The sequence below is a fragment of the Peptoniphilus lacydonensis genome (assembly GCF_900106515.1).
GTDB classification, from domain to species: domain Bacteria; phylum Bacillota; class Clostridia; order Tissierellales; family Peptoniphilaceae; genus Peptoniphilus_A; species Peptoniphilus_A lacydonensis.
Window position 1 is genome coordinate 150,877 of the sequence record NZ_FNWF01000002.1, and the last position, 24,020, is coordinate 174,896.

Annotated in this window: 20 protein-coding genes; all 20 read right to left on the reverse strand. The window is 28.4% G+C overall.

Annotated features, from left to right (window positions below):
• Nucleotides 1-42: 42 nt before the first annotated feature.
• The gene (gene asnA / locus BQ5450_RS00725) at nucleotides 43-1,038 is read right to left on the reverse strand and encodes an aspartate--ammonia ligase (protein ID WP_010242298.1); all 996 of its coding nucleotides are present in this window, start codon (nucleotides 1,036-1,038) and stop codon (nucleotides 43-45) included.
• A gap of 56 nt (nucleotides 1,039-1,094) precedes the next feature.
• Nucleotides 1,095-1,745 (reverse strand): zinc dependent phospholipase C family protein, encoded by a 651-nt coding sequence (locus BQ5450_RS00730; protein ID WP_010242297.1) that lies wholly within the window; start codon nucleotides 1,743-1,745, stop codon nucleotides 1,095-1,097.
• A gap of 57 nt (nucleotides 1,746-1,802) precedes the next feature.
• Nucleotides 1,803-3,443, reverse strand: coding sequence for a glycosyl hydrolase family 18 protein (locus BQ5450_RS00735; RefSeq protein ID WP_010242295.1), 1,641 nt, complete (start codon nucleotides 3,441-3,443; stop codon nucleotides 1,803-1,805).
• A gap of 71 nt (nucleotides 3,444-3,514) precedes the next feature.
• On the reverse strand, nucleotides 3,515-3,862 hold the full coding sequence (gene rplS / locus BQ5450_RS00740; protein WP_010242293.1) for a 50S ribosomal protein L19: 348 nt from the start codon (nucleotides 3,860-3,862) through the stop codon (nucleotides 3,515-3,517).
• On the reverse strand, nucleotides 3,849-4,592 hold the full coding sequence (gene trmD, locus BQ5450_RS00745; RefSeq protein WP_071125645.1) for a tRNA (guanosine(37)-N1)-methyltransferase TrmD: 744 nt from the start codon (nucleotides 4,590-4,592) through the stop codon (nucleotides 3,849-3,851). Before trmD ends, rplS begins: the two co-directional genes overlap by 14 nt.
• Nucleotides 4,589-5,092 (reverse strand): ribosome maturation factor RimM, encoded by a 504-nt coding sequence (rimM, locus tag BQ5450_RS00750; RefSeq protein ID WP_010242291.1) that lies wholly within the window; start codon nucleotides 5,090-5,092, stop codon nucleotides 4,589-4,591. Before rimM ends, trmD begins: the two co-directional genes overlap by 4 nt.
• Nucleotides 5,079-5,312, reverse strand: a complete 234-nt coding sequence (locus tag BQ5450_RS00755; RefSeq protein ID WP_010242290.1) for a KH domain-containing protein — start codon at nucleotides 5,310-5,312, stop codon at nucleotides 5,079-5,081. The genes rimM and BQ5450_RS00755 overlap by 14 nt, the downstream gene beginning before the upstream one ends.
• Nucleotides 5,313-5,333: 21 nt before the next feature.
• Complete coding sequence (rpsP, locus tag BQ5450_RS00760; RefSeq protein ID WP_010242288.1) at nucleotides 5,334-5,633, reverse strand: 30S ribosomal protein S16; 300 nt, start codon at nucleotides 5,631-5,633, stop codon at nucleotides 5,334-5,336.
• 49 nt (nucleotides 5,634-5,682) lie between these two features.
• A complete protein-coding gene (gene ffh / locus BQ5450_RS00765) occupies nucleotides 5,683-7,020 on the reverse strand; it encodes a signal recognition particle protein (RefSeq protein WP_071125646.1) in 1,338 nt (445 codons plus the stop codon).
• A gap of 11 nt (nucleotides 7,021-7,031) precedes the next feature.
• Nucleotides 7,032-7,388, reverse strand: coding sequence for a YlxM family DNA-binding protein (gene ylxM / locus BQ5450_RS00770; RefSeq protein WP_010242284.1), 357 nt, complete (start codon nucleotides 7,386-7,388; stop codon nucleotides 7,032-7,034).
• A 179-nt stretch (nucleotides 7,389-7,567) separates the two neighbouring features.
• On the reverse strand, nucleotides 7,568-9,064 hold the full coding sequence (gene ftsY / locus BQ5450_RS00775; RefSeq protein WP_071125647.1) for a signal recognition particle-docking protein FtsY: 1,497 nt from the start codon (nucleotides 9,062-9,064) through the stop codon (nucleotides 7,568-7,570).
• A 9-nt stretch (nucleotides 9,065-9,073) separates the two neighbouring features.
• Nucleotides 9,074-12,595: a chromosome segregation protein SMC gene (smc, locus tag BQ5450_RS00780; RefSeq protein WP_071125648.1), complete on the reverse strand. Its 3,522-nt coding sequence runs from the start codon at nucleotides 12,593-12,595 to the stop codon at nucleotides 9,074-9,076.
• 4 nt (nucleotides 12,596-12,599) lie between these two features.
• Nucleotides 12,600-13,649: an elongator complex protein 3 gene (locus BQ5450_RS00785; protein ID WP_071125649.1), complete on the reverse strand. Its 1,050-nt coding sequence runs from the start codon at nucleotides 13,647-13,649 to the stop codon at nucleotides 12,600-12,602.
• Complete coding sequence (gene rnc, locus BQ5450_RS00790; RefSeq protein WP_071125650.1) at nucleotides 13,642-14,340, reverse strand: ribonuclease III; 699 nt, start codon at nucleotides 14,338-14,340, stop codon at nucleotides 13,642-13,644. The genes BQ5450_RS00785 and rnc overlap by 8 nt, the downstream gene beginning before the upstream one ends.
• Before the next feature lie 4 nt (nucleotides 14,341-14,344).
• On the reverse strand, nucleotides 14,345-14,572 hold the full coding sequence (gene acpP, locus BQ5450_RS00795; RefSeq protein ID WP_010242275.1) for an acyl carrier protein: 228 nt from the start codon (nucleotides 14,570-14,572) through the stop codon (nucleotides 14,345-14,347).
• Nucleotides 14,569-15,555 carry a phosphate acyltransferase PlsX gene (plsX, locus tag BQ5450_RS00800; RefSeq protein ID WP_071125651.1) on the reverse strand — a complete coding sequence of 329 codons (987 nt, stop codon included), beginning with the start codon at nucleotides 15,553-15,555 and terminating at the stop codon, nucleotides 14,569-14,571. The genes acpP and plsX overlap by 4 nt, the downstream gene beginning before the upstream one ends.
• A gap of 182 nt (nucleotides 15,556-15,737) precedes the next feature.
• Complete coding sequence (nifJ, locus tag BQ5450_RS00805) at nucleotides 15,738-19,271, reverse strand: pyruvate:ferredoxin (flavodoxin) oxidoreductase (RefSeq protein ID WP_010242271.1); 3,534 nt, start codon at nucleotides 19,269-19,271, stop codon at nucleotides 15,738-15,740.
• A 205-nt stretch (nucleotides 19,272-19,476) separates the two neighbouring features.
• Nucleotides 19,477-20,400: an HPr(Ser) kinase/phosphatase gene (gene hprK, locus BQ5450_RS00810; RefSeq protein WP_010242268.1), complete on the reverse strand. Its 924-nt coding sequence runs from the start codon at nucleotides 20,398-20,400 to the stop codon at nucleotides 19,477-19,479.
• Nucleotides 20,390-22,252 (reverse strand): excinuclease ABC subunit UvrC, encoded by a 1,863-nt coding sequence (gene uvrC / locus BQ5450_RS00815; protein WP_010242266.1) that lies wholly within the window; start codon nucleotides 22,250-22,252, stop codon nucleotides 20,390-20,392. The genes hprK and uvrC overlap by 11 nt, the downstream gene beginning before the upstream one ends.
• Nucleotides 22,253-24,013, reverse strand: a complete 1,761-nt coding sequence (locus BQ5450_RS00820; protein WP_083379660.1) for an aminopeptidase P family protein — start codon at nucleotides 24,011-24,013, stop codon at nucleotides 22,253-22,255.
• Nucleotides 24,014-24,020 lie beyond the last annotated feature (7 nt).

The following is a 24,020-nucleotide window of genomic DNA, read 5'->3' on the forward strand; positions in this document are numbered from 1 at the left end:
AACTTCAAGAGGATTTAAATCTAATTTATAAATTTATTAGAATTATAATAACTTTATTTTATTTTCTTTACAAAAATTCAAACTGTTTTCGTCCCAAACCCCAACTTGCACTTCTCCTATATGACTTTTTTCTAAAAAGAACATGCAAATTCTAGATTGGCCTATTCCTCCTCCAATTGTGTAAGGAAGCTTTGCATTTAAAATGTCACTGTGATAAGGCAACTGAAATCTATCAGTAGTATTTGTTTTTTCGCATTGATCCTTTAAAGAGTTTTCATCAACACGAATACCCATACTTGAAACTTCTATTGAGTTTTTTAACACTTCATCCCAAAGTAAAATATCCCCATTTAAATTCCAATCATCATAATCAGGACTTCTATCGTCGTGTGGTTTTCCAGAATTTAACTTATTTCCAATACCCATTATAAAGACAGCACCTTTGTCTTTACAAATCAATTTTTCTCTTTCTTTAGAAGTTTTATCAGGATATAAATCTTCTAATTCCTGAGAAGTTATAAAGAAAATTTCATCTGGTAACTTTTTTGACAAAATATAAGGATAAGTTTGATTTATATACTCTTCTGTCCTTTTGAACACAGAATATATTTCTTTTACAGTTAAAAAAAGATATTCTTTATTCCTATCAGATTTATCAATTATTTTTTCCCAATCCCATTGATCAACATAAGATGAATGAATTTCATCAAGTTCTTCTTCTGCTCTTATGGCATTCATATCAGCATAAATACCTTCATACATATTAAAATCATATTCCTTTAAAGCGTTCCTTTTCCATTTTGCCAAGGATTGTACAATTTCAACATTTATGCCATATTGTCTAAGATTGAAATCAACTGCTTTTTCTCCATTTAAATTGTCATTTAGGCCTGTTTCTGGTCTTACAAAAAGTGGTGCAGAAACTCTTTGAAGGTTTAAAGTATTTGCCAAATCTCTTTGGAAATAATCCTTTACAGATTTTATTGCTATCTGAGTTTCTCTAAGGTCTAATTCTGTCGCACTCGAATTGTTTCTCATCTTTTTCCTCCATAATTTTAAAAAAACTTTCACCCATAATGGATGAAAGAATTTTATCAAATAAATTGTATATCTAATTCCTCGCCGTAATCAAGTATTGATTCTATTACTAAAAGCGAAATATTTGTAGACAAATTTAATGCAAAGTTTAAATCATTATCAAAACTATGATTTGAACTTTTATATTCTTTTATTACCTCAACTAAATAATTCTTTATTTTGAGTTCTAATTTTTGGTCTATATTTGCAAAGAAATTAATATTTTCGGATTTAATTGTATCAATAAAATGTTCTTCTAAATACTTATTCTCTCTTGCATAAATAGCTAAATCTTGTTCATATTTGACATGTTTTCTAAAATTATCTACAAAAGTCATTCTATAAGCATGAGGATAACAAACAAAATCACATAGATAATGCATAATTATCCCAAGTTTTTTACTGATATAATTAATAAATAATTTACTTTCATTTCCTTCAGAATATGAGTACCTTGAAAAATAAATTAATTTACTTATTTCCCTTGCAATATAATCTCCAGACTCATCAAAATAATGTCTTTTAGTTTTATAATAAGGGAGCACATCAGGAGCTATTGAACCCCAAAGCATTTTTTCTAAATTTAAATTAATTTCGTATTTCTCTTTTATTCTATCGTGAACAATTTTTGCCACAATTTTGTGTGTATCAGGTAAAATTTTAAACACATCCTATTAAAAATATTGTTAAATACATCTTAATTCTATACTTATAAAGCGAAATTGTCAATTTTTATTTGTTTTATCTAATTCTTTTGATATTACATCCCAAATATTATTAGTTTCAAATCCAAGTCTCCAACTTCCAACTCCAGCTAAATTATATTTATTTACCAAAGAAACTTTTTTCTCAATAGAATTTGCATCTTCAATCCAAATTTTATAAGTTGAACCATTTTCTTCATATTCAATATAATTTTGTTGAGATTCCTTATCCCATGTTGGTTTTAAATCTTTTGAAGCAATTAAATTTGCCACATCATCCATAGAAATTGTTTTAGATGTAACTTTTCCACCACTTTCTTTCCAAAGTCTAGTGTAAAGAGGAACGCCTAAAATCATTTTTTTGTTAGGAATATTTTTGAATAAAACATTTATACTACCTTCAACCCATTTATATTGAGCAACTGATCCTGATTCATCTGATGAAGCCCAATGTTGATCATAAGCCATTACAACAATATAGTCAGAAATTTCTGAAAGGGCTTTTCTATCATATGGCTCTTTAGTCACATCAGAAGATATTTGTGGTGTAACATCAACGGTAATTATAAAATTATCTCCAGCACTTTCTCTTAATTCCTCTACAAAAGCTGTTATATTATCTCTATCATCTACATAGGTATGTTCGAAGTCTATATTGATTCCTTTCATATTATATTTATTACAAAGTTCTAAAGTTTTATTTATAATCTTTTTTCTAGTTTCTTTGTTTGACAAAGCCTTATGGGTTATATCTGGGTCAAAAGAATTATCAAGGTATGCCCAAACATCTACTCCCATCTCATTATATTTCTTAATATAATTTTGATTTCCTCTGTCAATCATATCCCCATTTTCATTCCTTATAGAGAACCATGTAGGGATAATCACATCAAGTCCATTTATATTTTTTATACTTTCAATTTTTTTATCAGAATGTTCTGCATAAGTATAATCCCAAGTTAAATTGATTAAATCTGTTGAAATATTTTTATTTGATGTTTTTAAAACTTTTTTTTCAAAATTTTCATCTACATCTTCCTTTGATACATAACCAACATAACCTTCTACCATTCTAACTTTATAAGAATTTCCTTTTTCACCATAAACATATAGTTCTTCTTTTTCAGGTAGTTTTTTTATTATAGGACTTCTCTTAGAACTGTCTTCTCTAAGAAGAGTTTCTTTTTTAGTCTTAGTTAAATTATATTCTTTATCTTTATAATCCAATAATAGAAGTCTAATATCTTTGTTGTATCTTAGATTAACATCGTAATCATATATAAATGCTTCAATTGGAAGCATAATTTTGCCATTTTTTTTGATAACAGGAGATCTCAAATCAATCTCTCCATTATTAAATTTTGCCTTGTATTCATTTATTTTTAAAATTTTATTAGCATGATCGTTTTTAAGTTTTACTTCATCTGTTGATTTATCATAGCTAATATTTTTATCTAAATATTTTTTAATATAGTCGTAAGAAAGATAAATCATTCCATCTTCAATGCAGAAATCATCTTTGTCTATATCTCTATCTTCTGTTATAAAATTAAAGTCATCGTATTTTGTGGAAATTTTAGTAGTTCCTCTATTTTCAACAAATAAAAAAGCACCTACCGCCAAAATTAAGATCAAAAAAATTCCTAGAAAAAGTTTTTTCATAAATATCACCCTTTTTTTTAATTATTTGTTCAAAATAAAAGATACTAAAAATAGGACTTAAAGTCCCATTCTCAGTAATTATTTCTTTCTTTAACTTTTGCAGCCTTACCTTGTCTATCTCTGAGATAGTAGAGTTTAGCACGTCTTACACTACCTTTTCTTGTAACAACAAGATCTGCAATTCTTGGAGAATTAAGAAGGAAAGTTCTTTCAACTCCAATTCCGTAAGAAATTCTTCTAACTGTAAAAGTTTTTCTTGAACCTTTACCTTGAATTTTTAATACAGTACCATCAAAAACTTGAACTCTTTGTCTTTCGCCTTCAATGATTTTGTAGTGAACACTTACAGTATCTCCAACATTAAATTTTGGTAAATTTTCATTTATTTGTTCATTTTCAATAGCTTTAATATAATCCATTGTCTTTACCTCCTTCCAATAAATCTTTTAATATATCTTTTTCTTCATCATTTAAGTTTTTATTTTCTAATAAATCTGGCCTTTTCTGTAAAGTATTTTTTATAGATTCAATAAGTCTATATTTTCTAATTTTCTCATGATCTCCACTTAAAAGAATATCCGGGACAGTAAGCCCTCTAAATTCTTTAGGTCTAGTGTATTGTGGATGTTCCAATAATCCATTGTAGTGAGATTCATCTTTAAAAGATTCATCACTAGAAAGAACTCCATCTAATAATCTAGATACTCCATCTATTACAACCATAGATGCCAATTCTCCACCAGTTAATACATAATCTCCAATAGAAATTTCTTCATCAACATAATTTTCAATAACCCTATTGTCTATTCCTTCATAATGACCATTTAAAAGTATTATATGTTCTTCTTCTTTTAACTCTTTTAATTTTTGCTGAGTTAAAACTTTTCCCTGTGGCGACATATAATAAACTTTAGAATTATTCTCTTTTACAGATTCTATTGCTTCTACTATTGGTTTTACTTGCATTAACATACCAGGTCCACCACCATAGGGATAATCATCAACTTGAAGATACTTATTTATAGCAAAATCTCTTATATCAACCGTTTCAAGATCTAATTTTCCTTCTCCAATGGCCCTTCCTACAATAGAAAAATCTCTAATGTGATTAATGAAATCTGGAAATAATGTCAAAACACTAATCTTCACAAAATCATTCCTTCTATTAACTTTATAGTTATTGTGGAATCTATTTTTTTAACAAATTCTTTAACTGCAGGTATCTGATAAATTTCTTTATCATCACTTTCAATTAAAAAAATGTCATTAGCTGGATATTCAAGAACATTTTTCAAAACTCCAATATAATTTTTATCAGTATCATAAACCTTTTTTCCAATTATATCAGAAATGTAGTACTGATCTTTTTTTAAAGTTAGTCTATCTTTATCATTAATGTAAATTTCACTACCCTTTAAATTTAAAACTTCATTTATATCTTCATAGCCCTCAAAGGTTATATAAATAAAATTATTTATCCGAGCTTTTTTTATATAAAATTCTTCTAAATTATCCCCAACATAAACATTTTTTAACTTTAAAAATCTTTTGTTATCAAAAGTATAAGGTTCAACTTTAAGTTCTCCCTTTATGCCATGAGTGTTTATAATTTTACCAATACAGGTAATTGAATCTTTAATATTCTTCAATTTCTAAATTAACCTTTACATTTTCTTTAAGTGAAACAGCCTTTATAATTGCTCTAATTGCCTTTGCAATTCTACCTTGTTTACCAATAATTTTTCCCATATCACTTGATGCTACTTTAAGTGTAATGTTAATAACATCACCATTTTCTTCACTTTTTACATCAACTGAAGAAGGATCATCAACTAAAGATTTAGCAATATATTCAATTAATTCAACCATTTTGGTCCTCCAAACATACTGTTATTCAGTAGCTTCTGATTCACTTGTTCCTGTTGTATTTTTAGAATTTTCATTTGAACTATAAACTGAATTTTCTCTAAAAAGTCTATCAACTGTATCAGTAGGCTTTGCACCATTTTTAATCCAATTATTAGCCTTTTCTGCATCTACAACAACTTTCTTAGGAGAAGTTAGCGGATTATAATAACCAATCTCCTCAATGAACTTTCCATCTCTAGGGCTTCTAGAGTCTGCTACAACTATTCTATAAAAGGGTTTTTTCTTAGCACCCATTCTTCTTAATCTAATTTTAACTGACAAATTATTCACCTCCAAAATAAAATTTATATATTAAAATATATAAGCTACTTTAAAAGGAAAAAGGTAGTTTAAACTTTCTTCTTCCCATATTTTTAGACATGTTACTAAATTGTTTCATCATTTTTCTCATATCTTTAAACTGTTTAATAAGTTTGTTGACATCTGCTGGACTAGTTCCAGAACCTTTTGCAATTCTTTTTCTTCTTGAAGAGTCAATTATTTCAGGCTTTAACCTTTCTTTCTTAGTCATAGAAAGAATTATAGCTTCAACCTTTGCAAACTCATTTTCAGGAAGATTTATATTTTTTAAAGCTTTGTTGTCAACTCCTGGAATCATTCCAATAATATCTTCAAGAGGTCCCATATTTTTCATTTGTTGCATTTGATCTAAGAAATCCTCAAAAGTAAAAGTTGACTTTCTCAACTTTTCCTCAAGTTCTTTAGCCTTTTTATCATCAACTGCATTTTGTGCTTTTTCGATTAGGGAAAGCACATCTCCCATTCCAAGTATTCTGGATGCCATTCTATCTGGATGAAAGACTTCTATATTATCCATCTTTTCTCCACTGGCAATAAACTTAATTGGAACATCTGTAACTGACCTAATTGATAGTGCCGCACCACCTCTTGCATCTCCATCAAGTTTAGTAAGTATTACACCAGTAAGCTTTAGCATATCGTCAAAAGTGTCTGCAACATTAACTGCATCTTGACCAGTCATTGCATCAAGAACAAGAAGAACTTCTGAAGGATTTATTTCCTCATGAATATCTTGAAGTTCCTTCATTAATTTTTCGTCTATGTGAAGTCTACCTGCGGTATCAATGATAACTACATCATTTCCATTTTTCTTTGCATGTTCTAGTGCTGCTTTAGAAATGTCCACAGGAGAAATTTTATCTCCCATAGTAAAAACTGGAGTGTCTACTGATTTGCCAACAACTTGTAACTGCTTTATGGCAGCTGGTCTGTAAACATCACAAGCCACTAAAAGAGGTCTTTTTCCATCTTTTTTTAATTTATTTGCAAGTTTACCACTAGTTGTGGTTTTACCTGCTCCTTGAAGACCGCACATCATAATAACTGTCGGTTTTTTAGAAAGATCCAATTTGACTTCATTTGTTCCCATTAAGTTTGTGAGTTCTTCATTTACAATTTTTATAACTTGTTGGCCTGGAGTTAAAGATTCTAAAACTTCTTTTCCCAAAGCTCTTTCTTTTACAGTTTTTACAAAATCCTTTACAACTTTAAAATTAACATCAGCTTCAAGAAGAGCAAGTTTCACTTCTCGCATAGCTGCGTCAATATCTTTCTCGTTTAACTTTCCTTTGCCTGTCAAGTTTTTTAAAGTATTTTGCAATTTATCGGATAAACTTTCGAATACCAAAAATCCACCTCCTAGTCAATAAGTATTTCTTTAAGTTCTTTAATTTTTAAGATATTATTTTTTGTTAAAGAATCCTCTTCAATACTTTCTAAAATAGTTTCAATTTTTTTTCTTTTTATTTCTTTATTTTCTTCTTCTGTCTTAGAATTTTTTATTAATTGAAGTTTCTCTTCAAATTCTTCTAAATTATTCTCAGCTCTTTTTAAATTGTCAAATACTGCTTGTTTAGAAATGTTTAACTCATCTGATATTTCATTTATAGTACAATCATAAATATAGTACATATAAGCAGCTTTCTTTTGCTTTTCTGTAAGAAGATTTCCATAAAAATCAAGTAAGCTGTTCATCCTAAAAAATTTTTCATCCATTTATATCACCATTTTTCTAGCGAGGTCAACCTTTTTACTTGACCTATATTATTTTAACTAATAGATTTTAATATGTCAACAAATTTTTTAATTATTTCTTAACCGATTTTATTACTAATAACTAAAAAAAGTAGGCATCAAAACCTACTTATAATAATTTTTAAATTTTATTTTTATAATCAACTAAAAATTGTTTCTAAGAAATTATCAATGTCAAAATCTTGCAAATCGTCAATTCCTTCTCCCACTCCTATTAATTTTATCGGAATATTAAGTTCTGATTGAAGTGCAATTACAACTCCACCTTTAGCAGTGCCATCAAGTTTAGTGAGTGCAATTCCAGTTATGTCTGTCACTTCTTTAAAAGTTTTTGCTTGATTAATTGCGTTTTGTCCTGTAGTTGAGTCTAAGACTAATAAATTTTCACGATTCGCTTCAGGAAATTTATTTGAAATAATTCTATTAATTTTTTCGAGCTCCTTCATTAGATTAGATTTATTGTGAAGTCTACCAGCAGTATCTACAATTAACACATCAGTACTCCTAGCCTTGGCTGCTTCAATAGCATCAAATACAACAGATGCAGGGTCAGAGCCTTCATCATGACTTATAACATCTACATTCGCTCTATTGCCCCATTCTCTTAGTTGATCAATAGCAGCTGCTCTAAAAGTATCCGCCGCACATACTAATACAGATTTATTTTCACTTTTAAATCTTGCAGAAAGTTTTCCAATAGTTGTTGTTTTTCCTACGCCATTAACTCCTACTACTAAAATTATAACAGGTGGGTCTGTATTTATAGGAGTATTGAGTTCTGGGTTCATAAGTTTCTTAGCTTCTTGCATTAAAAGTGGTTTAACTTCCTCTGGGTCGTTAATCTTTTCCCTTATAATAGTTTCACGAAGATTATCAATTAATTTCATCGTGGTTTCCATACCAACATCAGCTGAAATTAAAATATCTTCCAAATCTTCCAACATTTCATCATCAATTTTTACATAAGAGCCAATTACAGTATTTATTTTTATTCCGACTTCTTTTCTAGTTTTATCTAATCCCTCTTTTAATCTTTGGAATAAAGAAGTCTTTTTCGGTTCTTCTTTTTCTTTTATCTCTTCACTATTATCTTCTTTAATAAAATCTGTATTTTTATCTAAATTCTCTTCTTCACTTGTTGTTTCTTTATCTTCTAGATTTTTATCTTCAATAGCTTCATCTTTGTTCTCTAAATTTTCTTCTTGAGTTTCTTTTTCTTCTTTTATATTACTTATAGCATCAGTTTCTATTAATGAAGGCTCTTTTAAATTTTCTACATCATTAGAAATATTAATCTCATCTATTTCTTCCTCTTGTATTTCTATATTTTCTAATTCTTCTTTTATATTATCTTCTTTAGTAGAATTTTCTTCATTTACTACTTGTTCTTCATCTTTTTCAATTTCATCAGTTATTAAGTCCTTCTCATTACTTTCTGATGTTTTAAAATTTTCGTCATTCTCTTTTTTTAATTCATCCTTATCTTCTAATTCAGAATTCTCGCCATTTCCCTCTAAAGGATCATCTATTTTTATTTTCTCGATACTCTCTTCTACATTTTCCTCTAAATTATCATTTTCTGCATTTTCTTTTTTATCTTCTTGTTTCTTTAATTTATCCTTTAACCACTCAAACATTTTTTTCTCCTAATCTTTTAATTTCACAGAATATAATTTACTTATTCCTTTTTCTTCCATTGTAACACCATACATAGTATTTGCAATCTCCATTGTCAATTTTCTATGAGTAATAATTATAAATTGAATATCCTCTAAGGTAAGAAGATAATCAGCATATCTCTTAATATTCGCATCATCTAAAGCTGCGTCAATTTCATCGAGAATACAAAAAGAAGCTGGTCTATATTTTAAAAGTGCAAACAAAAGTGCCACCGCTGTTAGAGATCTTTCTCCACCTGACAATAAAGAAAGTGATTGAAGCCTTTTGCCAGGAGGAGAAGCTTTAATTTCAATACCAGAACTTAAAACATCTCCTTCAATACTTATCTCTGCACGTCCCCCATTAAATAGAATCTTAAAAATTTCTGTAAAATTATTTGAAATTTCTTCCATTGCTTCATTAAATATTTTTTTCATTTCAATATCTAATTTGCCAAGTATTGATTTTATTTCTTCTTTTGAATTTATTAAATCATCTCTTTGAGAAGCATAAAAGTCTAATCTCTCTTTTACAAGTTTATACTCATCAATTGAAGAAATATTTACTTCTCCATAATCTCTCACTTTCTTCTTTAGCTTTTTTATAGAACTTTCGGAGATATCTACTAAACTTTCATCTATAAAATCGTGATAATCGCAGATATTGTATTCATCATTAAGCCTTTCAATTTCATTAGATATTTTATTTTTATTAACATCTATTTTAAGAGTTAGCTTTTCTATTTCAGAATTTAGAGTAACAGACCTTTCTTTTAAATCGCTTAAAACATCTTTGTTCTCAAAATAAATTTTATTATTTTTCTCCAAAAAATCTTTGTTATCACTAATTTTAAATTTTAAATCTTCAATATTTTTGGTTATTTTTTGTAACGTTATACAGTTTTTTTCATGTAATATATTTTTTTCATAAATGGCCTTATTTTTTTCTTCTAAAAGGTCAAAATTATTTTTTAACCTTTTTTCTGTATTTTCTATTTCAAAACTTATTCTTTCTATTTCTTTTATATTATAGACTAACTTTTCACTATTTTCTTTCTCTACTAATTGAATTTCAACTTTCTCATTATTTAGATTGTCCAATTTTTCTGAAAGTTCCTTTAATCTCGTACTATTATCAACTTCTTTTTCCATTTCATTTAAAATCAGATTTTTTTTATTAATCTCTGATTCATTGTATTCCAAATTAGAAATATCTATTTTTATATTATCCTCTAAATCTAGCTTTTCCTTTTCATATTTATCTAAATAATTAGTATTTAAGTTTCTATCATTTTTATTTTTATATAAATTCTTTTCAATTTCATTAATTTTAAAAATATACGAATTCTTTCTTTCAATAAAAGAATCCTTTGAAATATTTAAATCTTTAATTTCTTTTTCTAAATCTAATTTTTCCTTTTCAAGTTTTGAAACTTCTTTCAAAATTTTTTTCTTTTTTTCTTGTAGATCGTTAATTTCATTTTTACGCAAAATAAAGCTACTATTATAATTATTTAAACTACCACCAGTGATTGCTCCAGATGGATTGAAAACCTCTCCCTTTAATGTTACAACTTTTAATTTATATTTTTTAGAAATTAGAGTAGCGTTTTTAAAATTATCTACAATCAACACTCTTCCCAATAAATTATAAAAGATATCTTTAAACACTTTATCAAAAACAATTAAATTACAAGCCACTCCAATAATTCCTTCATCTTTATAGTTAATATTTATTTTATTGCCCACGACCCTATCTAAAGGTAAAAAAGTAGCCCTTCCCATTTTATTTTTTTCTAAAACTCTTAACATTTCAGACGTTTCACTTGTCGAAGATACAATAATATTTTGAGACATGGAACCTAGTGCCACAGAAATTGCCTTTTCATACTTTTTTTCAACATTAAATTTTTCAGCAACAGGTCCATACAAAGAGGTCGTGAATATATTATTTTTTGAAGTGAAATTCATAAAAGATTTTACAGTTCTGTTATATCCTTCATAATTAGACTCCATATTTTCGAGAATTTTTAATCTAGCAATAATTTCATTTGCACTATTTTTTCTTTCATTAATATATTCATCTTGTTTTTTTAATTTTTCTTGTAAATTTTCTAATTTTTCGTCTATATTTTTATAATCTAAATTTTCTTTTTCTAAACTGTTCCTTAAACTTTCTATTTCAGAAGAATCCTTTGAAATAATTTCTATAAATTCATTTTCATTTTTCCTAAAATTTTCAATACTTTTTTCTAAACTAATTTTTCTATTATTTTTTTCTTCTATTATGTCCTTTAAAGTTTGATTTTTAAAATCTAAATTTTCGATCTCATTTTTTAATTTATTTTTATTTTCAAAATTTAAATTTCCAATCTCTTCTAAATTTTTTAATTCATATTCTAATTCTTTTATTACTTTAATCTTTTCAGTAAGATTATCCGCTATTTTTTTCTTTTCACAATTTAGATCTTTCTCATTAATTTCTAAATGTTCAATATTTTCTTTATATTCTGAAAGAATTCCTTGTAAACTTTCTATTTCTATTTGAATTCTTTCCACATCTCTTTTAAGGGAATTAACTTTTTCATTTTCTAAATTAATCTTTAAATTTAATTCTTCATACTCCCCTTTGTAATTATTAAATCTCTCATTTAAATTATCATTTTCCACAGAAATGTCAGAAATTTTTTCTTTTGATTTTCTTAAATCTTCTGTTAATACCTCCCTTTTATTCAAAACTTCTTTAAATTCTTCTTTTAATATATCAATACTTTTTTCTAGTTCTCTTATCTGAATTTCTCTTTTATCAATATCTTTACAAGCCAGGTTTATATCTTGAACTCTTAAAAGTTCATAATCTTTTAAATAAGATTTAGCTTTATCAGATTGTGCTTTTAAATTTTTTTCCTGCATTTTAATTTCAGATAAAATATCTTCTATCCTTATTAAATTTTCTTCAGTTTTTAAAAGTTTATTAGTAGATTCAATCTTTTTATATTTGTATTTTGAAATTCCTGCCGCTTCTTCAAAAATATTTCTTCTGTCCTCTGGCTTTGAACTTAAAACAGATTCAATTTTTCCTTGACCTATTACTGAATAGCCATCTTTTCCAATTCCAGTGTCCATAAAAAGTTCTTTTATGTCTTTCAATCTGCACTTTTTATTATTAATTAAAAATTCACTTTCAAGAGATCTATACATCCTTCGAGTTACAGAAACTTCATTGTATGGAAGATTTAGAGATTTATCACTATTGTCGAAAACTATTGTGACTTCAGCCATTCCAAGTGGTTTTTTTGTATCTGTACCAGAAAAAATAACATCTTCCATTTTATTTCCTCTTAGATTTTTTACAGAAGTTTCTCCAAGAACCCAAGTTATTGCATCCGTTATATTACTTTTCCCACTCCCATTTGGTCCTACAATAGCTGTCGTCGTCTTATCTAATTCAATTTTAGTTCTATTTGCAAAAGATTTAAATCCTTGCATTGTAACTGCTTTTAAAAACATCCACTCACCTATAATAATTTCTTATATCGATAACTTCTTTATACATTGCCTCTATTTGTACTTCAAAATTCCCTAAACCTTTTTCTCTTAAATTCAATTTTTTTATATTTAAATTGGAACATATTTCTTTTTTATTCTTTGATTTCTGTCCACTAATATTCGATATATTTTTCCCATTTGCATAAATATAAATTTCATCACTTAAATTTTTTGATTCTTTAAAATAATTTAGAAGTCCCTTCTTAAAGTAAAAAGATTCTACTAATTGTCTGTATGCAGGGTGAAAAGCCCCTGCTACAATATCCCCATCATAATTAATATTATCTGTCGGTTGGAGTCCAACTCTAATAACATTAATATTATTTTTATAATAAATATTAAGTAAATCAGATACGAATTTTATAGACTCATCTAAATCTAAAGATTTATAATCTCCACTCCTCAAGCTATTATAAAGTTTTGTTTCCTTTATAACAAGAGTTGGGTAAATTCTAACACAATAGGGCTTAAGTTTTACAAATTCTTTTGCCGTATAAATTGATTTCTCTAAATTATCTCCTGGTAAACCAACCATCTGTTGTAGACCAAGTAAAAATCCATATTCTTTAATTAAACTTGCCGAATCATAAACACAATTTACATCATGGCCCCTATTAGAAAGTTTTAAAACATCGCTATCCAAACTTTGGACCCCAAGTTCAACAATATCAACTCCATATTTTTTTAAATTTAATAAAATCTTATCATCTATTGCATCTGGTCTTGTGGACAGCCTTATGTATTTTACAAAACCATTTTTCTTATATTTGCAAGCAACTTGCAAATATTCAGATTGTTTTTCTAATGGAATTGCAGTAAAACTTCCACCATAAAAAGCAACTTCTACATTATCTTTCCTTTTAAAATAAGAAAGATATTCCAAAATAGTCTTTTCAACGTCACTATTTGAAATATCTGTAGATACTCCTGTAATTTTTCTTTGATTGCAAAAAACACAGTCATTAGGGCATCCATAATGTGGGATAAAAATTGATATAATATTTCTTTTAGACAATTTTATCCATCCCCTTAAATGCTTCCTTTGCCGCCTCTTGCTGAGACTCCTTTTTCGTTTTACCTTTACCTTTGCCTACTAAAACTTCATCTAAAAATAATTCAGTATAAAAAGTCTTATTATTATCAGGTCCTTCTTCTCTAACTAATTTATATTCTAATTTCTTCCCAGATTTTTGAACTTTTTCTTGTAATTTAGTTTTAAAATCTATATTAAAAAGTTTGTATCTATCTTTTTCTAAAAATTCTTGAAATAAATATAAAACTATTCTTTTTGCTTCATTAAAATTTGAGTCCAAATAAATTGCACCTATCAAAGCTTCCAATGCATCAGCAGAAGTTGATTCTCTCATTCTTCCACCATTTTTAATCTCACCTTTGCCAAATCTAATAGAATCTCCAAGATTTAAATTCTTAGATATAAAAAAAAGGACCTTTTCATTTACAGAATCCGCTCTCATTTTACTCAATGAACCTTCTAAATCTTTTGGATAATTGATATAAAAATATTCTCCAATTATAAGTCCTAAAACTGCATCTCCAAGATACTCTAGCCTTTCATTACTTTCATAAGGTTTCATATTATTCTCGTTTACATAAGAGCTATGAGTTAGTGCTTTTTTTAATAATTTTATATCTTTAAACTTATAATTTAATTTCTTTTCGAGAAGTTCTAAATTAGTAAAAGACATGAAATCACTGTTCCAAATCTTCTACATAATCAATTACATCTCCAACAGTTTTTAACTTGTCAAGATCATCTTCAGAAACTTCAGTATCAAACTCTTCTTCAATAGTCATTACAAGTTCTACAAGTTCAATTGAATCAGCATTTAAATCATCTTGAAAGTTCATATCTTCATCAAGTTCATTTACATCCATATTAAATTGTTCAGCAATGATTTCTAAAATTTTATCTTTCATTTTTTTTCCACCTTCTCTTTAATTTTTTTTACTATATTAGATTCTACTATATCTATCGCATATTTTGCAGCATTTTTTATCGCTTCACTATTAGAATTACCATGAGCTTTTATTATATTTCCATCGATACCCAAAAGAAGAGTTCCACCAACTTTTTTTGCATCTAAATCTTTAAAACTACTCATTAAATTTTTATTTAATTTATTTTTGATTTCATTATCAAAATTAGATTTTTCAATAGTTTGTAAAATATTTTTTATGGAAAACTCCACAACTCCTTCAATAGATTTTAACAAAATATTTCCATCAAATCCATCACAAACTACAAGATCTAAATCATTATTTGTGATGTTTCGTGCTTCGATATTTCCAACAAAATTTAACTCGGAATTTTTTAATTCTTCAAATGTTTCTTTTGATAAACTATTGCCTTTTCCTTCCTCAGTCCCAACGTTTAAAAGACCAACCTTAGGACTTTCAATTTTATAATACTCCCTTAAAAATATATCTCCAAGCATTGCAAATTCTTTTAATAAATCTGCATCAGTATCCATATTTGCACCAGAATCAATTATCATAGTGTTGGATTTTAATCCTGGAATTACAGTTGGAAGAACTGCTCTTTTTATTCCCTTAATCCTTCCAACAATAAAAATTCCTCCTGCAAGTAGAGCACCAGTACTACCTGCAGAAATTATTGCATCAGCTTTTTTAGATTTCAATAATTCCATTGACTTTACAATAGAAGAATCTTTTTTTCTTCTAAGAGCAAAGGCAGGATCTTCATTATTTTCTATATTTTCTTTTGCATCAACTATTTCTATTTTATTTCTATCGTAATTTAGTTCACTTAGATTTTCACTTATAAAATCTTCTCGTCCAACTAATATTACTTCAACATTAAATTCATTAGAAGCTTCAATCGCTCCTCTTATAATTTCAGACTTATTATCTCCGCCATTTATATCAAATATTAATTTCATTCCTACCTCCCACAGCTATTTTAATATATCTCATAGAATTAAAAAAATCAATATTTATAATTTAAAAATAATGAATAAGAAAATATTTGATATTATTAAAATTTAAAATGACTTTTTAATTAATCTAAAAAAAATCTCGCCTAGTTTCCCAAGCGAGATAAATCATTCTTTTTATTTATAAATTATTCTTCTTCTGAGAGAGTTAAATAATTTTCATATCTTTCTTTAGCATTTTCTTCTGCCACTTCATAAAGTTTTTCTGCTCTTTCAGGGAATAACTTTTTAAGTGAAGTATATCTTACTTCTCCATCAAGGAAATCCCTAAATGATTTTGTAGGTTCTTTAGAATCTAAAATAAATGGATTCTTTCCTTGTGCTTTAAGCTCTGGATTAAATCTATATAAATGCCAATAACCAGTTTCGACAGCTTTCTTTTCTTCTTCAATAGAGAATCCCATACCAACTCTAATTCCGTGGTTTATACATGGTGCGTAGGCAATTATTAATGATGGTCCATCATAAGCTTCTGCCTCTTTAATTGCTTTAAATGCTTGAGCTTTGTCTGCACCAAGAGCAATTTGAGCAACATATACATATCCATAAGTTGTCGCCATTAAACCAAGATCTTTCTTCTTAGTTAATTTACCAGCTGCTGCAAATTGTGCAATGGCAGCAGTAGGAGTAGACTTAGAAGCTTGTCCACCAGTGTTTGAATAAACTTCTGTATCAAGAACTAAAACATTAATATCTTCTCCAGATGCCAAAACATGGTCAAGTCCACCATATCCAATGTCATAGGCCCATCCATCTCCACCAATAATCCATTGGCTCTTCTTAATTAAGAATCTTTCAAGACCTTGTAATGTATCAATTATTTCGTCAGCTTTATCATTTCCAAATTTCTTGTCAAGAACCTTAAGAACTTTTGCACTTGCTGCCTTTGAAGTCTTGTAATCATCTTTTCCTTCGATCCAAGCTTTAAATGCTTCATTTGCATCATTATCTACATTAAGTTCAATAAATTCATTCATTAGTTTTTCAATTCTATCTCTTGTTTGACCTTGAGATATCGCCATTCCATATCCATATTCAGCATTATCTTCAAATAATGAATTTGCCCAAGATGGTCCATTTCCACATTCATCTGTACAATATGGCATTGAAGGAGCAGATCCACCCCAAATTGAAGAGCATCCTGTTGCATTAGCAATACTCATTCTATCTCCAAATAATTGAGTTACAAGTTTTACATAAGGTGTTTCTCCACAACCTGCACATGCTCCAGAAAATTCAAGATATGGAGTTTGGAATTGACTGTTTTTAAAATTGTTAGGTTCGATATTTTCTTCCTTAGATTTTATATTTTCAGATGCATATTCCCAATTAACTGCTTGTGTGTCAATTTCATCTTCATAAGGACTCATAACTAAAGCTTTTTCTTTAGCTGGACAAACTTGAGCACAATTTCCACATCCAGTACAATCTAATGGAGAAATTTGAATTCTATATTCATAATCTTCAAATCCCTTGCCATTTGCTTTTTTAGTTTCAAAACTTTCAGGTGCATTTTTCTTTTCATCTTTATCGACTAAGAAAGGTCTAATTACAGCATGAGGACAAACAAGTGAACATTGGTTACACTCTATACAATTTTCAATCTTCCAGTGAGGAACATTTACTGCAATACCTCTCTTTTCATAACGACTTGTTCCAGCTGGAAATGTTCCATCTGGCATATCAACAAACGCAGATACAGGAAGATCATTTCCCTCTTGTCTATTCATTGGAATAAGCATATTATTAATAAATTCTGGTGCTCCATTTATATTGAAATCTCTAGTTGTGTCTGAATCCTTCCAAGAATCTTTTACTTCGATTTTCTTTATGGCATCAATTCCACGATCAACGGCATCATAGTTCATTCTAACTATGTCATCACCTTTTGCACCATAATCTTTTACAATTGCTTCTTTTAAAAGTTTTACTGCTTGATCAATTGGAAGCACTTGAGAAAGATTAAAAAATGCTGCTTGCATTACCATATTAGTTCTTCCACCAAGCCCAACTTCTGCTGCAATTTTTGTAGCATTAATTGTATAAAATTCAATTTCATTATCAGCGATATATTTCTTCATATATCCTGGTAGATGCTCGTCAAGTTCATCTTCATCCCAAATAGTATTTAGTAAGAACTTTCCACCTTTTTTAAGACCTCTAAGTAGGTCATAAGAATATACATAGGATTGTTTTGAGCAAGAAATAAAATCAGTTTCAGTTAATAGATAAGTTGACGTAATCTTATTTTTACCAAATCTCAAGTGAGACATTGTGACTCCGCCAGATTTCTTAGAGTCATAGTCAAAATAACCTTGAGCATACATATCTGTATTATCACCTATAATTTTTATTGCTGATTTATTTGCTCCAACTGTACCATCAGATCCAAATCCCCAAAATTTACATCTGATAGTTCCTTCTGGTTCAGTTGTAATAGTTTCTTTAATTGGAAGTGATTTGTTAGTTACATCATCTACAATTCCAATTGTAAAATCATTTTTAGGGTTTTCGTCTTTAAGATTATCAAACACAGAAAGAATATCTGTTGGATTAGTATCTTTCGAACCCAATCCATAAATTCCTCCAACTATAAGTGGCTTTTTGTCAGATTCATAAAAAGCATCTCTTATATCTAAATATAGAGGTTGTCCCACTGCTCCTTTTTCCTTAGTTCTATCAAGAACAGCAATTCTTTCCACTGTTTTTGGAATTGCTTCCATTAAGTGTTTAATAGAAAAAGGTCTGTAAAGATGAACTTTTATAAGACCAGTTTTTTCTCCTTTTGCATTTAAATAATCTACAACTTCTTCAATAGTTTCTGTTACTGAACCCATTGCTACAATAATATCTGTGGCATCTTTAGCTCCATAATAATTAAATAAATTATACTCTCTTCCTGTTAATTTAGAGATATCTTTCATATAGCCTTCTGTCACATCAATTATGTCTGTGTAATAATTATTTGAAGCTTCTACTTCTTGAAAATAAATATCAGGATTTTGTGCAGTACCCCTAACTTTAGGTCCATTAGGATTTAGAGCTCTTTCTTTAAATTCTTTTACTGCATCTTTATCAACTAATTTTTCTAAATCATCATAATTAAGTACTTCTATTTTTTGAACTTCATGAGATGTTCTAAATCCATCAAAAAAATGAAGAAAAGGAACTCTTCCTTTAATTGAGGATAAATGAGCAACTCCTGCCAAGTCCATTGATTCTTGAACTGAACCTGATGCTAAAAGAGCAAATCCTGAAGCTCTTGCTGCCATAACATCTTGATGATCTCCAAAGATTGAAAGTGCATGAGATGCTAATGCTCTTGCTGCTACATGGAACACACCAGGAAGCAATTCTCCAGCTATCTTATACATGTTAGGTAACATAAGTAATAAACCTTGAGAAGCTGTGTAAGTTGATGTAAGTGATCCAGCTTGAAGTGCTCCGTGAACAGCTCCTGCAGCTCCCCCTTCTGATTGTAACTCCTTAACCATTACTTCTTGTCCAAAAATATTTTTTCTTCCATGAGAAGCCCAAGCATCAATGTGTTCGGCCATTGGTGAAGATGGAGTTATGGGATAGATACAAGCAACATCAGAAAAGGCATAAGCCACATGAGCGGCTGCTTCATTACCATCCATAGTTTTAAATGTTTTTGACATATTAGCCTCCTATTATTAATAATATAAATATAAATTAATCATACTGTTTATATTATATGACTTTATTTAATAAATTTCAATAATATTGTTAATAAACATTGTTTGAATATTTAAAAATAGCGAACTACGAAAGGCGTTTCATATAATGGAATGCAAATTTTGAATAAATTTATTTTATAACCATTCATAAAAATAAATAAACAAATTATTGGGATCTCGATTTTTTATTCTTAATCATTCTTTCATTTAGAGCTAATGCCGGATTATAACCCAATTCTTTTTGTTTGTAATTCTTTGTAGCCACTTCTACAATAAGTGCAGTGTGTCTGCCAGGTTTTACGGGAATATCAAATTTTGCAACATTTATTCCTAATATTTCTTGATAGTTATTTTCTAACCCAAGCCTTTCATATTCCTTTGACTCATCCCAATCTTCTAAATTTATAATTATCTCAATAGATTTTTCTTCCATTACAAACCCAATACCAAACATTTTTTGTATATCAATTATTCCGACGCCTCTTATTTCCATAAAATATTTTGTTATATCAGGAGATTTTCCAATTAATTTATTATCAATATTTTTTATTATTATAGAGTCATCTGAGATGAGTCTTGCTCCATTTGATATTAAATCTAGTGCAGTTTCACTTTTACCTATTCCACTTCTTCCTGTTATTAATACTCCAATTCCTGAAATATCTAAAAGAACTCCGTGCATTCTTGTAGTAGGAGCAAGAGCTTCATCTACTAAAGAAATAATTTTGCTGAAAATTTTAGAAGTTGAATCTGGGCTTCTTATAATTGTCACATTGTGCTTCTCTGCCAAAACTTTAGCCTGTGGAAAAATTTCATTATTCCTTGAAAAAACTACTACTGGAATATCGTATTTAAATAATTTCTCTAAAGATTCATATCTTTCTTTTCCGCTTAAGGAGTTTATATAATGCCATTCTTGTGTTCCAATTAATTGTATTCTGTCTTTTACAAATTTTGAATAATATCCGCAAAGTTGAAGACCTGGTCTATTTATATCACTACTATTAATTTCTATATTTTCAAAATCCGTGGACTTGTGAACTATCTCAAACTCTAATTCTTCAACTATATATTCTAACTTAACTGCCATTTTTTACACCTCTAAAATGCTTATAAAGAGAATTAGCACTTGCTTCATTCATTGACTCTACTTCCATAAGTTCTTCTACACTTGCTTTTTTTATCTTATCTATGGACTTAAAATGTTTTAATAAACTTTCCTTTCTTTTTGGTCCAATTAATTTAATATCGTCAAGTTCAGATTTAAACATGGTTTTTGATCTTAAATTTCTGTGATAATTTATTGCAAATCTGTGAGCTTCTTCTTGAATTTTATAAATCATTTTGTAAGCTCGTGAATTTAATTCAACATTATACTCCTTATTATTGTAAATAATTCCACGAGTTCTATGAAAATCATCTTTTACAAGACCACAAATTTCTAAATTCAAATTTAACTTATTTAAAATTTCCTTTGCAGCATTTACTTGACCTTTTCCTCCATCCATCATTATTAAATCAGGAAAGCTTGAAAAAGAAGTATTTTTATTAGCTTTCTTCTCCTCCACTCCCCTAATAAATCTTCTTTCAATAACTTCTTTCAAGCTTGAATAATCATCTGGTCCAACTACGCTTTTGATTCTGAATTTTCTATAATCGCTTTTCTTTGAGTCCCCATTTTCAAATACAACCATAGACCCAACAGATTCAACTCCAGAAATATTAGAAATATCGTAAGCTTCAATTCTTCTTGGCATTTCACTCAAACCAATTAGATCTCTTATTTCTTCAAGAGCAAGTTTATTTGACTCTGCACGTTTTTTATACTTATCTCCATATTTTTCAATCATATCAAGAGCATTTTTCTTAACCATTCTAACTAATTCTTTTTTATTTCCCTTTACTGGGACAGTTATAGTGACTTTACCTTCTCTTTTTTCAGATAACCACTTTTCTAAAAGTTCTATATCACTTGGTTTTTCTTCTATTATTATTTCTTTGGGTATATAACTTGCTCCAATATAAAACTGTTTTATAAATGACGAAAATATTTCTTCATAGCTGTCGTTGTAATAATCTCTAATTATATAATGTTCACGACCAATAATTTTTCCATTTCTAAAAAAGAAAATTTGAATCAAAACTTCATCTATACCTTTAGCTAGTGCAATAATATCTTTGTCATCATGTGCCTCGGGATCACTTATCAATTGCCTTTCTTTTAAATATTCAAGATTTTTTATTCTATCTCTAATATCTGCAGCATTTTCATAGTCAAGTTTTCTTGAATAACCCAACATTTTACTATGAAGTTTATCTATTAATCTTTCATCAGAACTAGAAAGAAAATTTAAAACTTCTTTTACCATCTCATTGTAATCATCATCAGAAACATTGCCAATACAAGGGCCTACACACTTTCCAATATAATAATTTAAACAAGGTCTATAACTTTTCTCTTCTACATTTTCTAAATTTAAATTGCAAGTCCTAAGTGGGTAAACTCTTTCAAAAGTTTCAATTGAATCATTTACTGCAAAAACATCGGGATAGGGTCCAAAATATTTTGCCCCGTCTTTTAAAATTCTTCTAGTCTTCATGACTCTTGGGTATCTTTCATTTACTTTAACTTTAATGTAAGGATATTGTTTGTCGTCACGTAGTAAAATATTATATTTTGGAAGATTATCCTTTATCAAGTTTGATTCAAGAACAAGGGACTCCACTTCGTTTTCAACAATAATATATTCAAAGTCGTGAATTTTAGATACCATGTTGGAAACTTTTTTCGAACTCTTTCCGTAAGACCCAAAGTACTGTCTAACTCTTTTTCTAAGAGATTTAGCTTTCCCAACATAAATTATCTCATCTAATTCATTTTTCATAATATAAACTCCTGGTTTATCTGGGAGTTTATCAAGCCTTTCTCTTAAATCTATCAATTATCTTCTAACCTCTCTCGTAGAATTTTTAAGATCTTCTAAGATTTCTCCTTCAAAATAAGGACTTAACTTTTCATAAACTTCTTTGTGATAAGAATTTAAAACTTGAAGTTCCCTGTCAGTGAGTAAACTTATATCAATTGCGTCTAACTCAAAAGGGCAAAAACTAATTGTTTTAAATTTATAAAAAACTGAATCCACAGTTTCAGAGTCAAACACAACTCTTAAAATATTTTCAATTCTTATACCATGTTTACATTCTTTGTAAACACCTGGTTCATTAGAAACAATCATATTAATCTCCATCTCTGTAGCAGGAAGGCCACGTGATATCCTATGAGGTCCTTCGTGAACTGATAAAACAAAACCAATTCCATGACCTGTTCCACATTTGTAATCTTGTCTGTCTTGCCACAAAGCATATCTGGCAATCCCATCAAGTGTAATATCATAAGTTCCTTTTAAAAACACAGTATCCATTAAATCTAAATGAGATTTTAAAGTTAAAGTATAATCTCTAATCTCTTCATCTGTAAGTTCTCCCATGGCAATAGTTCTTGTTATATCTGTTGTTCCAGAAAAATATTGTCCACCAGAGTCAACTAAATAAAATCCCTTCGTTTTTATCTTTGCATTTTGTTCTTTTGTTGCATTATAATGCATCATAGCAGCATTTTCCCCATAGGCAGAAATTGTTTCAAAAGAATTGGAAATATAAAGAGGATCCTCTGCCCTAAAACTGTCGAGTTTCATTGCAGCCTCATATTCATTTATCTCTTTCTTTTTAACATTTTCCTTTAACCAGTGAATGTATTTAAAAAGATAAGCTCCATCTCTTATATGAGTCTTTTCAATATTTTTTATTTCAATATCATTTTTAACAGCTTTTAATTTTTCAGAAATATTTTCTCCGAAAACTATTTTATTTTTTTCGTAAACACTTTTATAAATTCTTTCATTAATAGAATTTCCATCCAAATAAATTTTTTTATCTTTGTAATTTTCTAAATAATCATAAAATTCAAAGTAATCCCTTATCTCAATAAAATCACAGATTTCATCTTCAATATTTTTAATTTTTGATTTATCAATAAATAAAATTACTTTCTCGCTTTCAATAATCATAAAAGAAATTAAAACTGGTGTGTCCTTTATATCCATACCTCTAATATTTAAAGTCCAAGCAATATCAACAAGCGAAGAAACTATTGTCATATCAGCCCTTTTGTCCTTTAAAATCTTTCTAATTTCAGAAACTTTATCTTCACGAGATTTACCAGCATACTTCACATCAAGAATAAAGGCATCTTCACTTGGAAGAGGATATCTATCTTCCCAAAAATCTTTTATTAAATCTACATCTAAAATTTTTACATTTTTATCTTCTACTTTTTGTGATAGAGAATTATAACTATTATGGGAAAAATATTCTGTGTTTAAAGCTAAATTCATATTTTCCTTTATATTTTCTTTTATCCATTCATCATAATTTAAAACTCCAGCAAGTCCTTGTTTTTTTAATTTAAAACCAGAATCTTTTATTTGGTTTTCAGCCTGAATAAAATATCTTCCATCAGTCCAAAGATAAGCCTCATCCATTGTAATAACGGCAGTCCCTTGTGAACCAGTAAAACCAGTTACAAACTCTCTTTCTTTAAAATAATCTGGGAGATATTCCGAACCATGAGGATCATTAGTTGGAACAATATAAAAATCAATATTTCTTTCTTTCATTTTTTCTCTAATTTTATTTAAAATCACATAATCA